Origin of the sequence: Hymenobacter qilianensis, assembly GCF_014489555.1 — a bacterium.
GTDB lineage: Bacteria > Bacteroidota > Bacteroidia > Cytophagales > Hymenobacteraceae > Hymenobacter > Hymenobacter qilianensis.
On the sequence record NZ_CP060784.1, the window covers coordinates 2,676,375 to 2,689,612 of the forward strand.

Annotated in this window: 11 protein-coding genes, 1 tRNA gene and 2 pseudogenes; 13 read left to right on the top strand and 1 reads right to left on the bottom strand. The window is 51.8% G+C overall.

Translation table 11 applies throughout. The annotated features are described in order from the left end of the window. Positions 1-231: 231 nt before the first annotated feature. The 9 genes and pseudogenes from H9L05_RS12370 to H9L05_RS12400 all read left to right on the top strand — a co-directional run bounded on the left by H9L05_RS12370 (position 232) and on the right by H9L05_RS12400 (position 6,920). Positions 232-1,836 carry a DUF4394 domain-containing protein gene (locus tag H9L05_RS12370; RefSeq protein WP_187731252.1) on the top strand — a complete coding sequence of 535 codons (1,605 nt, stop codon included), beginning with the start codon at positions 232-234 and terminating at the stop codon, positions 1,834-1,836. 244 nt (positions 1,837-2,080) lie between these two features. Further along, a pseudogene (gene tsaD, locus H9L05_RS12375) lies at positions 2,081-3,092 on the top strand (tRNA (adenosine(37)-N6)-threonylcarbamoyltransferase complex transferase subunit TsaD). 156 nt (positions 3,093-3,248) lie between these two features. Beyond that, positions 3,249-3,662, top strand: a complete 414-nt coding sequence (locus H9L05_RS12380; protein ID WP_187731253.1) for a thioesterase family protein — start codon at positions 3,249-3,251, stop codon at positions 3,660-3,662. Between the two features lie 28 nt (positions 3,663-3,690). Continuing rightward, positions 3,691-4,161 carry an SsrA-binding protein SmpB gene (gene smpB / locus H9L05_RS12385; RefSeq protein WP_084446556.1) on the top strand — a complete coding sequence of 157 codons (471 nt, stop codon included), beginning with the start codon at positions 3,691-3,693 and terminating at the stop codon, positions 4,159-4,161. 179 nt (positions 4,162-4,340) lie between these two features. Further along, a pseudogene (locus H9L05_RS25050) lies at positions 4,341-4,421 on the top strand (hypothetical protein); the annotation flags it as partial. 380 nt (positions 4,422-4,801) lie between these two features. Then, the gene (locus H9L05_RS23625) at positions 4,802-5,095 is read left to right on the top strand and encodes a C40 family peptidase (protein ID WP_262892518.1); all 294 of its coding nucleotides are present in this window, start codon (positions 4,802-4,804) and stop codon (positions 5,093-5,095) included. 127 nt (positions 5,096-5,222) lie between these two features. Next, the gene (locus H9L05_RS12395; protein WP_187731254.1) at positions 5,223-5,714 is read left to right on the top strand and encodes an HNH endonuclease; all 492 of its coding nucleotides are present in this window, start codon (positions 5,223-5,225) and stop codon (positions 5,712-5,714) included. Positions 5,715-5,856: 142 nt separating this feature from the next. Then, complete coding sequence (locus H9L05_RS26130) at positions 5,857-6,210, top strand: hypothetical protein (protein ID WP_317174942.1); 354 nt, start codon at positions 5,857-5,859, stop codon at positions 6,208-6,210. Continuing rightward, on the top strand, positions 6,207-6,920 hold the full coding sequence (locus tag H9L05_RS12400) for a fatty acid desaturase family protein (protein WP_317174943.1): 714 nt from the start codon (positions 6,207-6,209) through the stop codon (positions 6,918-6,920). The genes H9L05_RS26130 and H9L05_RS12400 overlap by 4 nt, the downstream gene beginning before the upstream one ends. A 222-nt stretch (positions 6,921-7,142) precedes the next feature. Here the strand turns inward: H9L05_RS12400 and H9L05_RS12405 are convergent, their stop codons facing one another. Continuing rightward, complete coding sequence (locus H9L05_RS12405) at positions 7,143-7,808, bottom strand: hypothetical protein (protein ID WP_187731255.1); 666 nt, start codon at positions 7,806-7,808, stop codon at positions 7,143-7,145. A gap of 58 nt (positions 7,809-7,866) precedes the next feature. Here H9L05_RS12405 and rpsA point away from each other — a divergent pair, with 58 nt between their 5' ends. The 4 genes from rpsA (at position 7,867) to H9L05_RS25055 (ending at position 13,173) form a co-directional block, all read left to right on the top strand. Beyond that, on the top strand, positions 7,867-9,990 hold the full coding sequence (gene rpsA / locus H9L05_RS12410; RefSeq protein WP_223284396.1) for a 30S ribosomal protein S1: 2,124 nt from the start codon (positions 7,867-7,869) through the stop codon (positions 9,988-9,990). Between the two features lie 185 nt (positions 9,991-10,175). Beyond that, positions 10,176-10,246: transfer RNA gene (locus tag H9L05_RS12415), tRNA-Cys, on the top strand. 288 nt (positions 10,247-10,534) lie between these two features. Then, positions 10,535-12,196, top strand: coding sequence for a cyanophycin synthetase family protein (locus H9L05_RS12420; protein ID WP_262892519.1), 1,662 nt, complete (start codon positions 10,535-10,537; stop codon positions 12,194-12,196). Then, entirely contained in the window at positions 12,193-13,173 is a 981-nt protein-coding gene (locus H9L05_RS25055) for a glutamate ligase domain-containing protein (RefSeq protein WP_262892520.1), read from the top strand. Before H9L05_RS12420 ends, H9L05_RS25055 begins: the two co-directional genes overlap by 4 nt. Positions 13,174-13,238: the final 65 nt, after the last annotated feature.

Here is a 13,238-nt window from a genome sequence, read left to right on the forward strand (position 1 = left end):
TCCTTAGAGAGTCGATTAAACCTGTTTAGTTTAATCAATAGCTGAGTTTTTTGATTTTAAAGTAGAAAACATACATAGCAGATTCCTCAAAAAGCCCTCCGATAAGCCTAATTGGTGCTTTTAATATATTATTTAAATAAGACTATAAATTACGCATCCATAAAGAATCCCCCTACGTTAGAAACCATATAACTTAAATTTTTATTGTTTAAATCCTAAAAAATTAGATGAATGAAAAAAACTGTATACTTCAAGAAGCTTGGTATGTGTTTGCTGCTATTGGCTTCTCTGACTAGTTGTGAGGATATTCTGGAGCAGTACTTTCCTAAACCCACTCCACCACCTTCTTTTCCTAATCTAGGCTTAGACATTCCGTTTTATACCTTGTCTGGTGGTACCAAATTAGACGCGTACTCTACTAAGGCTCCGGCCGTTCGCACGGCTTCGGTCGACATCACAGGTTTGCAGGGTGGTGAACGCATCTTGGCTATCGACTTCCGCCCCGCCTCGGGGCAGCTCTATGGAGTAAGCAGCGCCAATCGCATTTATATAATTAACCATCTGACGGGCAGGGCCCATGCCGTTGGTTCGGGTGCTTTTATGCCTGCATTAGAGGGCAGCCTAGTGGGCTTTGACTTCAATCCCACGGTTGACCGCATCCGCATCGTGACCAGCACGGGGCAGAACCTGCGGCTGAATCCGGAGACTGGGGCCGGAACTATCGTTGACGGAACCATCAACGGTGCTGCCGGAGCCATAATCACGGCTTCTGCCTATACCAACAACGTAGCTGGTGCCAGCGCCACCGTGCTCTACGACCTCGACCCAGCCACCGATAAGCTCTACCGCCAGGATCCGCCCAACAATGGTATGCTGGCGGTCGTGGGCGACCTCAAGCTCGGCATCAGCGGCGACGGCGGCTTCGATATTGACGCCAAAAGTGGTACCGCTTTGGGCTTATTTGATGTAGCCGGCAAACCAACCTTATTTACGGTTAACCTGAATACGGGCGATACCCAACCGCTTGCTCAATACAGTCAGAGCCTAGGGTACTCGGGAGTGGCTATTCCAACTCAACCGGTAGCCTATGCTGTACTGGCAAATTATAGGAACACAAATCCCATTAAATTCAACGATTTAGTAATTTTTAATCCTACCAATCCCACTGCTCGCGTCAGTAAGCCTATTACAGGACTACTCACCAATGAGTTTATTCAAGGGATAGACTTTCGTCCGGCGAATGGACAGATTTATGCAATTACAACTAATTACCGGCTTGTTACGATCAACGCAGCTACAGCTGCGGCTACGTTTGTTGGCTCCTTAGATGTGGTGTTTGCTGATTTCTTTCTTGGCTTTGATTTTAATCCTGTAACAGACGAGATCCGCATTGTGGAGGGTTACACTAACGCTAACCTGCGTGTAAATCCACTTGACGCAACTGTTACAAGGGATAGAGGTCTCAATCCGAATTTCAATGGTTTCAGGCCATTTGTCGGTGCGGTAGCCTACGATAACAACTTTGTGGGTGCGACAACTACTAATTTGTATGTCATCGACGCTAACAGCCTTTATCTGCAGAATCCCCCTAATGCGGGCACGTTGGTAGAAATCGGACCCTTGGGTATGCGAGCTGGCAGAACTGATTTCGACATTGGTAGCACCAGTAATAGTGCCTACGCTATTATGAATAGGAGTGGTAGCAGCAACATTACGACCGGGCTCTACACCATTAATCTATCGACGGGCAGGGCTACATTAGTAAGCGATGTTAGCTTATTTGTTCCTAACTCTGATAGAGATATTAGTGGCTTCACGATGGGTTTAGGCTTTTGAACCTAACCATCCTTATCGTTGAACTCTGACACAAAAAGCCTTGGCCTGTAAGCCAAGGCTTTTTAAGTTTCTCAATCAATTGTCGAGTCAGGAAACGCAGCCTCAAGCGTCGACAGCAGGGCAGAAATTTAGGTATTTAAACGACCTTTGGGTTATAAATCTGTGGCGGTTGGTTAACGAAATGCTAACTGCTGTTTACTCTCTTTTGACGCCAGTAGTACTAAGGCACATTGGCTTGCATCCTATGAATCCGTATCCAATCATTCTGGCCATCGAATCATCCTGCGACGACACCTCGGCCGCTGTGCTAGCTGGGGGCAAATTCGCTCCAATGTAGTGGCCACGCAGCGTGTACACGAACAATACGGCGGCGTGGTGCCGGAGTTAGCTTCGCGGGCTCACCAACAGCACCTGATTCCGGTGGTGCAGGAGGCACTGCGCCAAGCTGGCGTAACCAAAGCTGAGCTTGATGCAGTGGCTTTTACTCAAGGGCCGGGGCTGCTGGGCTCGTTGCTGGTCGGCAGCATGTTCGCCAAAACCTTTGCGCTGGCGCTGGGTAAGCCGCTACTGGCTGTCAATCACATGCGGGCACACATTCTGGCGCATTTTATTAATGAGCCGCGCCCTACGTTTCCCTTTCTCTGCCTGACGGTGAGTGGCGGCCACACGCAACTGGTGGTCGTAAAAAGCCCCCAGACATGCAGGTAATCGGCCAGACCATCGACGATGCGGCCGGCGAAGCTTTCGACAAAACCGGCAAGCTGCTTGGCCTGCCGTATCCGGCCGGTCCGCACCTGGATAAGCTGGCCAGCACCGGCAACCCCACCCGCTTCCCGTTTCCGGTGGGTGCCATGCCCGGCTACGATTTCTCGTTTAGCGGCCTCAAGACGGCTGTGATGTATTTTCTTCGTCAGCAATCGGCCAAGAACCCGGACTTCATTCAGGAGAATTTGCCAGACCTCTGCGCCAGCATCCAGTACACTATTATTCAGACCCTGCTGCGCCAGCTTCAGCGCGCCGCCGCCGACTTAGGCCTGACGCAGATTGCGCTGGCTGGTGGCGTGGCCGCTAATTCCGGTCTGCGCGCCGCTTTGCAGGAATTAGCTTTAGAAAAAGGCTGGGCCGTATTCATTCCCGAGTTTCAGTACTGCACGGATAATGCTGCTATGGTCGCCATGACAGCGCATTTTCAGTTCGAGGCCGGCGATTTTGCCCCCCAGCTCGTCAGCCCTGACCCACGGTTGAAGTTGGGATAGGAGGGGTGATGACAAAAAACAAAAAGGCAGTCATGCCGAGGCGGAACCGAAGCATCTCACGTGTTTAGTAAGATTAGTAATCCAGCATTAGCACGCGAGATGCTTCGGCTCCGCCTCGGCATGACCGCCTTTATTGCCATTATCCGTTAGCGTTTCATGAAAAGCCCCTTCCACCCCGGCGACGTCAAAACCTATTCCTTCGTCGTGACAGCAGCTGACTTTGCGACGATGGAAGGCCATACGGTGCATGAGGTGCTGAGCACGTTTGCCTTGGGGCGCGGGATGGAGTGGGCAGGGCGGCTGTTTGTACTGGAAATGCTGGAAGCAGGGGAGGAGGGCATCGGGACGATGCTGCAAGTGGAGCACCACGCTCCAGCCTTCGCGGGCGAAACCGTGGAATTTCGCGCTACTTTTGCCGCCCTGGAAAATCGCGAGCTGACTTGCGCCGTAGAAGTACGGGTGGGCGAGCGGCTGGTAGCTACCGGCCGCACCGGACAGCGCATTGTGAGTCGTGAAAAACTAGCGGCTCGGTTTGCCGCCTTGCGCGCCGGTTCCCCAACATCTGCTTAATCAGCGCCTCAGCGCGCTTTCTGTTATTATGGCCAAAGAAAAAGACGCACCACGCAAAGTCAATATTGTTAATCGCCGGGCCAGTCACGAGTATTCTTTTCTGACGAAGTACGACGCGGGCATGATGCTGCAAGGCACCGAAATAAAAAGCATCCGCGACGGCAACGTGAACATGCAGGACGGGTTCTGCATCTTCCACCCCGACGGTAGCCTGTGGGTGCACAATCTTTCCATCTCCAAGTACACCGAAGGCACTTACAACAACCACGAGCCCACCCGCGAGCGGAAATTACTGCTCACCAAGCGCGAGCTGCGTCAGCTTTCCGACAAAAGCCAGGAGCAGGGCCTCACCATTGTTCCCATCCGCTTGTTTGTGAGCGACCGGGGCTTTGCGAAGCTCGAAATTGCGTTGGCCAAAGGCAAAAAGCTCTACGACAAGCGCGAAGACATCAAGGCCAAGGATCAGAAGCGCGAAATGGACCGGGCGCGCGATTATTAGGTGAAGTGGTGAAATTGCGAAATTGTGGAGGATGGCTTGGTGGCTTCAATTGAAAGGCGGAGCTTCGCAGCGTGAATAGGTAAGCAAGTCAGAGTGAAAGCTGTTCGTATTCCACAAACTCACAACTTCAAAATTTCACCATTTTGGAATACGGAATTTGCCCCCTGAGCGTGGTACCGGTGCGGGCCGAGCCTACTGATCGGGCCGAAATTGTCACCCAGCTCATTTTCGGCGAGTGCTATACCATCGTGCTCACGCAGGGCAATTGGTGCCAGGTCCGCATTGCGGCCGATCAATACGTGGGCTGGATGGATGTGAAGCAACACCAACCCGTAACCAGCACCTACTTCACCGAATGGGGCGCACATGCTCACCCTCGCAGCCTCGACGTGGTGCAGATGGTAAGCGATGCGGACACGCGCCAGCCTATTTCGCTGGGTGCCCGCCTGCCTTTTTTCGATGGCATGACCTTGCGCCTGGGCGAGCGGCAGCTGTTTTATAACGGCGCCGCAACCAATCCTACGTCCAATGGTGACCCTGGCCGCAAGGCCGCACTGCTTCAGAAAATGGGCCAGGCCTTTCTGAAGGCACCATATCTGTGGGGGGCAAAACGCTGTTTGGCGTCGATTGCTCGGGGCTTATGCAGCAGCTTTATGGCTTGGTTGATATTCAGCTGCCCCGCGATGCCCGCCAGCAGATTGACCATGGCCGCACTGTGCATTTCGTTTCGCAGACCCAGCCCGGTGATCTGGCCTTTTTTGATAACGCCGAAGGCAACATTGTACACGTAGGCATGCTGCTGGAAGACCAGCAAATTCTGCACGCCAGCGGCGAGGTCCGCATCGACCCGCTCGACCACAACGGCATTTACAACCGACAGCGCCAGAAATATTCGCACAAGCTGCGCCTGATCAAGCGGTTGCTGCCCGATTAAAGTATCGCCGGGCCATACGACCAAAAAAGCCCCCCACAGCCCTGAGCTAAAGGAAACTTAACCCGGCGGCTGTTGTTAATGCGCTAAGAATCACCTAGCTTTCGCTAACCCGATTCTCCCTGAGCGTATGGATCAAAAAGTGCTTGTCTTGAACGGTGACTACACCGCGATTACGCTTTGCAGCGTGCAGAAGGCTTTTGTGCTGCTTTTTTTGGACAAGGCTGAGATGATTGCCAGGTCAGACGGAACATTGCGCTCCATCAGCCAGGCTTTCCCCAAGCCCAGCATTATCCGCCTGCAGCGCTATGTGCGCGTGCCCTACAAAGGCATTGCCCTGAGTCGGCACAACATTATGAAGCGCGACCATTTCGAGTGTCAGTACTGCGGATCAACTAAAAACCTGACCCTGGACCACGTGCTGCCCCGCTCCCGCGGCGGCGAATCGTCGTGGACCAATCTGCTGACGGCCTGCGCCCGCTGCAACCACGCCAAAGGCCACCGCACACCGCACGAAGCAGGCCTCACGGTACGACAGCAGCCCAAGAAGCCAACGCTAGCCGGCTTCCTGAAGCTCTCGGCCGGCACCATAGATCAGAACTGGCACGATTACCTGAATTGAGCTACAACTGGGGCGGTAAACCAAGGTTTGCCGCCCCAGTTTTTTCTACTAACCCAAGGAATTACTGCTCGGCTTTAAACTAACCATCGCTGGTTGAGGTTAGAGGCATACCTTTGCCCCCCGTTCCACCCAACCAGCGTTCATGTCAGTTCCCAAGTTTGCGGCTTCCCGCTCTTTTCACACCGAGCTAAAGGCTCGGATCAACGCCTACTTCGAGGAAGCGGGCAAACCGCAAACCGGCAACTCCGGGCTTTTCGTCAAAGCGCTTATTCTGACGACGGCCTTTGTGCTGGTGTATCTGCACCTAGTGTTTTTCACGCCAAGCGCCTTACTCGGTATTCTGGAGTGCATTCTGCTCGGCCTTATCGGCGCAGCCATCGGCTTCAACGTCATGCACGACGGCGCCCATGGTAGCTTCAGCAAGTCGAAGTGGCTCAACCAGTTTGCCGCTTTTACCCTGAACGTGTTGGGGGCAATTCTTTCATGTGGAACATGAAGCACAACCTCATCCACCACATGTACACCAACGTGGACGGCGTGGACGACGACCTCGACGTGCAGCCCTGGATGCGCATGAGCAGCACTCAGCCGCGCCGCAAGCTGCACCGTTTTCAGCACCTCTATTTCTGGTTTCTCTACGCCCTGCTTTACATCGCCTGGATCTTCTTCATGGATTACCAGAAGTATTTCAAAGGCAAAATCGGGGGTATGCCCATCAAGAAAATGACGGCCACCGACCAGTCAGTTTTCTGGGGCTTCAAGGTAATTCATCTCTTATTATTCGTGGCCCTGCCCATTTACACGGCCGGTTTCGTAGCCTGGCTGGTAGGGTTTGTGGTGTTTGCAGCCATAGCTGGCTTCACGCTTAGCTTGGTGTTCCAGTTGGCGCATACCGTAGAACACGCCGCCTTCCCCATGCCCGACGAAATCACGAATAAGCTGGAAGACGAGTGGGCCATTCACCAGATCAAAACCACCGCCAACTTCGCTACTCACAATAAAGTCATTAGCTGGCTCGTGGGCGGCCTGAACTTCCAGGTAGAGCACCACTTGTTCCCGAAGATTTCGCACGTGCACTATCCCGCCATCAGCAAGATCATCAAGCAGATGTGCGAAGAGTTCGACATTACCTACAACGAGTATCCGAAGATGCGCTACGCCGTAGTCTCTCACGTATCTTATCTGCGGGAGTTAGGCCGCAAGTAGGTTATTCAATGCACAAAAAAGCCCCCAGAAATGTTTCTGGGGGCTTTTTTGTTGGTATTTAACCTCTGTCAGCAAATTAGCCCGATAAATAAGATGGGCAGCTGTGGTGGGGCAAGCCGATTATCTGGTCACCAACGTCGCTCATTTTCGGGCGCTGCTGCAAGTGAAGTTTCCCAGCATCCGGCTGCTCACGGCGCGTGAGTTTCTGGCAGAGTTGAAGAATTAGTCTGCCTGCTTCATTAGCTCTATTCGTCGTCTGATTATCGGTAGAATAGCTTCTTTAAACTCGGTTAAGGCAGGGCTTGCCTCTTTCCACTCCACTTGACGCAGGACTGAGTCCGACTGTAACGCGTTAATGCTTTCAATTCGGAGGTCACAGTTGGGACCGATCAATCCTTCCGGTGACACCACTGGCTCGCCACAGTTATATAAAGCCAAACTGTAAAAAACCTGATTGTTTGAATGAAAAATTACGAATGATTTCCTGTTTCGGTGCCCAATTGCGTGAGTGCTGTCAACCCATGTACCTGCAAGCCGAACCTCTCCTAGCGCTGCTCTTTTAGCAAGTAGAAACTGCCACAGTTGATTTCTGGTTTGCAGGGTGCCATCCTGAATCAAGCTGATGATAGCCTTTTCCGTTAAAGCTTTGCTGCTGGCTTTAATTCTGTGATAACTACCAAATTGCTCCTGGTAGAAGCCGCAGCCGCTTAGAAGCATAAGAAATGATAGCACCGTTCCTTTGTATAGAGTCGGGTGCAACAGATGTGATATCAAGTAGATACTACGAAAAAACAATCTGTTGCCACAAATATCCTGCTGTAAAACCTGTATCTTTGCCGCCCCGTCAGGGTGGCGGGTCTGGAGCCTCAGCTTCAGGGAGTTACTCATAACGCGTTCCGGTAGGTGGCCCTGAGCCGGACGTGTAGATAAGGGCCAAACAGTAACTATGGCAGAAGTAGCAGATAACTTCGACTGGGACAACGTCGGAGCGACCGGCTTTGGTGGCAATTATAGCCCCGAGCAGCGCGCCGAGATGGAGAAAATGTACGGCGACACGCTGACCACCGTCCAGGAGGAAGAAGTAGTGAAAGGCACCGTAGTCGGCATCACCGACCGCGACGTGATCCTGAACATTGGCTTCAAATCCGACGGCCTCGTGCCCCTGTCCGAATTCCGCGACCTGGTTGACCTGAAAATCGGTGACCAGGTAGAGGTATTCATCGAAGACCAGGAAGATTTGAACGGCCAGCTGATCCTTTCGCGCAAGAAGGCGAAGATCAAGCAGGCTTGGAAGTCGATTTACGACGCTCTGGAGTTCGATAACATCCTGGAAGGCGTAGTAAAGCGTCGGACCAAAGGTGGTCTGATCATGGAGCTGGACGGCGTAGAAGCTTTCCTGCCCGGCTCGCAGATTGACGTGAAGCCCATTCGCGACTTCGACATTTATGTTGGTCGCCGCATGGAAGTGAAAGTGGTAAAAATCAACGCCGCTTTCGACAACGTAGTTGTTTCGCACAAAGTCCTGATTGAGAAGGACCTGGAGAAGCAGCGCGAAGCCATCCTGAACAACCTTGAAAAAGGTCAGATTCTGGAAGGTGTTATCAAGAACATGACAAACTTCGGTGTGTTCATCGACCTCGGCGGTGTCGACGGTCTGTTGCACATCACCGATATCTCGTGGGGCCGCATCGCTCATCCGAGCGAAGTATTGCAGCTTGACCAGAAACTTAACGTGGTTGTTCTTGACTTCGACGAAGCCAAGAAGCGTATCTCGTTGGGCCTGAAGCAGCTGACTCCTCACCCATGGGATTCACTGCCCGCCGATATGGGCGTAGGCTCGAAAGTAAAAGGCCGTATCGTGAACGTAGCCGACTATGGCGCATTCATGGAAATCGTGCCTGGCGTAGAAGGCCTAATCCACGTTTCGGAAATGAGCTGGAGCCAGCACCTGCGCAATCCGCAGGATTTCATCAAGCAGGGCGACGTAGTTGAAGCGCAAATTCTGACGCTGGACCGCGAAGACCGCAAGATGAGCTTGGGTATCAAGCAATTGAGCGAAGACCCGTGGACTCGTGGCGACTTCGGCGGCAAGTACGCCGTAGGTACCAAGCACAACGGCCTAGTGCGCAACCTGACCAACTTCGGCCTGTTCGTAGAGTTGGAAGAAGGTGTAGACGGCCTAGTACACGTGTCTGACCTGTCGTGGACCAAGAAGATCAAGCACCCATCCGAAGTGGTGAAGGTGGGCGACCGTCTGGACGTGTTGGTGTTGGAGCTTGACGTAGCTAACCGTCGTTTGGCCCTTGGCCACAAGCAATTGGAGGAAAACCCTTGGGATACGTTCCAGACTGTATTTACTCCTGGCTCGGTGCACAAAGCCACTATTACGGAGAAAAACGACCGTGGTGCGGTACTCGAGTTGCCTTACGGCATCGAAGGTTTCGCTTACCCCAAGTCATTGGTGAAGGAAGATGGTTCGAACGCCGAAAACGGCGAAGCGCTAGACTTCCGTGTGGTTGAATTCTCGAAGGATGATCGTCGTATCGTGTTGTCGCACACTGCCGTGTTCAATCAGGCGCAGCAGGAAGAAGACACTCGTGCTTCGAAGTTTGCTAAGAAGAAGCCAGCCGCTGGTGCTGCTGCAGCCCAAGGCGAAGGCAAGCTGAGCGACCTTAAGAAGCCGGCAACGGCTGACAAGTCGACCCTCGGTGACCTGGATGCTCTGTCGGCTCTGCGCGACAAGATGATGGGCAACGAGCGTGACGCTGGTGTGCAGAAGCTGGAAGCGAAGGCTCCTAAGGCTGCTAAAGCCGAAGAAGCACCTGCCGCTGAAGCTGACACTACTGAAGAGACTCCGGCCGCTGAAGGTGGAATCCTGGCTGCCGTAACTGGTGCTGCCTCCGCTGCCTTCGATAAGGTATCGGAAGTAGCTGGCGACGTAGTAGACACCGTAGCTGATTCAGCTGCTTTCGCGAAAGCGAAAGAAGTAGCTGGCGATGTGGTTGAAAAAGCCAAAGATCTGCTGCCCGGCAACGAAGATGCTGACAAGAAGGACGGAGAGAAAGCATAGTTTTCTTAGTTTTTGAGTAATAAAAAGGCCCTGACAGTTGTCAGGGCCTTTTTTGTGAGCTTTAAGCACGAGTGATTTCAAACTACTTCGCACGTAGCCAATAGCTTAGGACGCTAATGGTTGAAAAAAGCCCCCCAGGTTTGGCGAAGGTCAGATAATGGCGTAAGTTTGCACCCTCCTAACCCGGTGACGTGACCGAGTGGCTAGGTAGAGGTCTGCAAAACCTCCTACGGCGGTTCGAATCCGCCCGTCACCTCTTTCCTGTTCCTGTTTTCTTTTGCTTAGTACCCCGGTTGATTAGCCCCAACCGGGGTTTTTTGCTTTTAAACCCTGCTGTAAGGGTCAATGAAGACTCTTGTAGCAATCTTTTTTCAACAATACATACAATCAAGTTCAAAGTGTAGGTCATTTCAAGTCAATATATTGACTATAAGCTCGTCTGGGCAACTTTACACTGGCTGATCCTTGGGTTTACAATCGCATTATCCCTACATTTCATTTGTGCGTACAACCGCTAGCTTACTTTTTTCCGCCCCAACTTCTTATGAAAATTATTGACCTCCGCACTATGCGCGGCCCGAGCTACTGGTCTGTCAAGCACCTAAAGCTCATTGTGATGAAAGTAGACTTGGAGGACCTGGCGGGCAAATGGTCCAATGCTATTCCAGGGTTAGCAAGTCGTCTCACAAAGCTGCTACCCGGAGTAGGGCAGCCGTGCCCCACTCCCGATTCATCAAAACAAAAACTTAAGTACCCGCCTCTAACACTGGAGCAGCTTACCGACGGTGAGCCAATGTGCCATGTGATTCAGCACGTAGCATTAGAGTTACAGCGTTTGGCGGGGATGCCGGTGTATTGGGGCAAATCTTACCCTTCAGCGCATGAGGAAGGAGTGGAGTTCGTCGTGTTTTCTTATCAAGAAGAGCGAGCTGGTCGTGTAGCCGCCCGGGCCGCGGTGGAGATTGTAGATGCCTTATGCCAAAAACAAAAGGTAGATATTAAGCCCATCATCACAGAACTGCACAATATTCGGGAGGAGGAGTTCTTTGGGCCCAGCACCTATAGTATAGTGGCGGAAGCCGTTTCGCGTAATATTCCGTATATCCGCCTCAAGAATACGTCTGTTATTCAATTGGGCTACGGTGTAAATCAAAAGCGAATTCAGGCTACCACTTCTACTAATACAGCGTTTTTTGCAGTAGACATTGCAGGTAATAAAAACCGCACAAAGGCAATGCTTGCTGATGCAGGTATTCCGGTACCTCGCGGTACCACGGTCTACTCTATCGAGGAATTGCGCACTGCCATTGAAGAGTTAGGGTTTCCTATTGTGACGAAGCCCTTGGATGGAAATCATGGTAAAGGCGCCAGTATTAACATTACAGATTGGAAGACAGCTCAAACGGGCTTTAAGGAAGCCCAGGTATATTCGCGTGCCGTCATCGTAGAGCAGTTTATAGAGGGTTTTGACCATCGACTACTGGTTGTTAATGGCCAGCTTGTGGCAGCAGCAAAACGCAAGCCTGCTTCCGTCCTAGGCGATGGGAAAAGCACAATTCAGGAGCTTATTGACCAGGTTAACCAGGATCCACGCCGCGGCGAGGGCCACGAGAAGGTTCTTACCAAGATAACGGCTGATAAGCATACGATGGCCATTCTCGAAGCCCGCGACCTGACGTTAAAATCAGTACTGCCGGAGGGAGAAGAGTTGTTTTTGAAGAGTACTGCTAACATCAGTACGGGTGGTACAGCTACTGATGTCACCGATTTGGTGCATCCTTACAATGTGCTATTAGCGGAGCGAGCAGCCGGTATAATTGGCCTTGATATATGCGGCATCGATCTGCTTACCTCAGATATTGCCATTCCGCTTAACGAATCTCGCGGGGCTGTGATTGAGGTAAACGCGGCACCAGGATTCCGGATGCATATTTCGCCGGCTGAGGGCCTGCCTCGGAACGTAGCTGCACCTGTGGTAGATATGCTATTTCCGCGTGGTACTCCTTCGCGTATTCCTATTATGGCCGTCACGGGTACTAATGGCAAAACTACCACTACCCGCATGTTAGCCCACATGGTAGCTGCACAAGGCTACAAAGTAGGCTTTACGACTACCGATGGTATCTATATTCAGGGTAACCAGCTAGAGCAAGGCGACTGTACGGGGGGCAAAGCACAGAGTTTGTACTGCGTGACCCCACGGTGAACTATGCTGTGCTGGAAGTAGCGCGAGGCGGCATGCTCCGCTCCGGTCTGGGATTTGACGTCTGCGATATCGCTATTGTAACCAACGTAGCGGCCGACCATCTTGGCATGCGCGATATTAATACGGTAGAGGAAATGGCCGCTGTAAAAGGGGTATTGCCTCGCACAGTATGCAAAAACGGCTGGGCTATTCTCAATGCCGATGATGACTTGGTATACGCTATGGCCGAACGACTGCACTGCCGCGTAGCATTTTTCAGCATGAACGAAAAAAATCCTCGCATTCTCGATCACGTTGAAAATGGTGGTGTGGCAGCCGTGTACGAGGAAGGCTACGTGACTATCTATCAAAATAGCTACAAGCTGCGCATAGATCGGGCCGTTGAATTTCCTATTACCCTAGGCGGACGCGCTACTTTCAACATCGAAAATAGCTTAGCAGTAGCGCTGGCTGGCTATGTAGCCGGATTTACGAAAGATTCTATCAAGACTGCATTACGAACCTTCGTACCCTCAGCTGCCAAGACTCCAGGTCGTATGAATGTGTTCAAGTTTCCGGAATTTGAGGTGATTGTGGACTATGCGCATAATACGGCCGGAATTACCAAGTACGCTGAGTTTTTGAATAATACACCAGCCACGCACAAGGTGGGTATCGTATCAGGGTTGGGCGACCGTCGTGATGAGGATACTATAAGCTTTGCACGCGTAGCAGGAAAAATATTCGATGAAGTGATCCTTCGCCAAGATAAAGACCTGCGGGGTAAGTCAGGGGAGGAGATATATGCTCTGATGACGCGTGGCCTTCGTATGGACAAGCCTGATCTGCCGATTACGTACATCGAAGACGAGACAGAAGCCATCCATCACGTACTGCATACTGCCCGGCCAGGCTCTGTCATTAGTGTTTTTACAGAGAAAATACCTTCTACAATCAAGCAGATCGAGGAGTTTGAAGCACAGATCGTGCAAGCGTAAAAGCTGTCTTGGTTCAATATTCACTAAAAAAGCCCCCCAGATACTTTCTGGGGGCTTTTTTGTAG

Bases quoted from the DNA above. Each gene is read 5' to 3' on its own strand.
- H9L05_RS12370 (WP_187731252.1), top strand. From the start codon at position 232: ATGAAAAAAACTGTATACTTCAAGAAGCTTGGTATGTGTTTGCTGCTA.
- H9L05_RS12380 (WP_187731253.1), top strand. From the start codon at position 3,249: ATGAAAAGCCCCTTCCACCCCGGCGACGTCAAAACCTATTCCTTCGTC.
- smpB (WP_084446556.1), top strand. From the start codon at position 3,691: ATGGCCAAAGAAAAAGACGCACCACGCAAAGTCAATATTGTTAATCGC.
- H9L05_RS23625 (WP_262892518.1), top strand. From the start codon at position 4,802: ATGCAGCAGCTTTATGGCTTGGTTGATATTCAGCTGCCCCGCGATGCC.
- H9L05_RS12395 (WP_187731254.1), top strand. From the start codon at position 5,223: ATGGATCAAAAAGTGCTTGTCTTGAACGGTGACTACACCGCGATTACG.
- H9L05_RS26130 (WP_317174942.1), top strand. From the start codon at position 5,857: ATGTCAGTTCCCAAGTTTGCGGCTTCCCGCTCTTTTCACACCGAGCTA.
- H9L05_RS12400 (WP_317174943.1), top strand. From the start codon at position 6,207: ATGAAGCACAACCTCATCCACCACATGTACACCAACGTGGACGGCGTG.
- H9L05_RS12405 (WP_187731255.1), bottom strand. From the start codon at position 7,808: ATGAGTAACTCCCTGAAGCTGAGGCTCCAGACCCGCCACCCTGACGGG.
- rpsA (WP_223284396.1), top strand. From the start codon at position 7,867: ATGGCAGAAGTAGCAGATAACTTCGACTGGGACAACGTCGGAGCGACC.
- H9L05_RS12420 (WP_262892519.1), top strand. From the start codon at position 10,535: ATGAAAATTATTGACCTCCGCACTATGCGCGGCCCGAGCTACTGGTCT.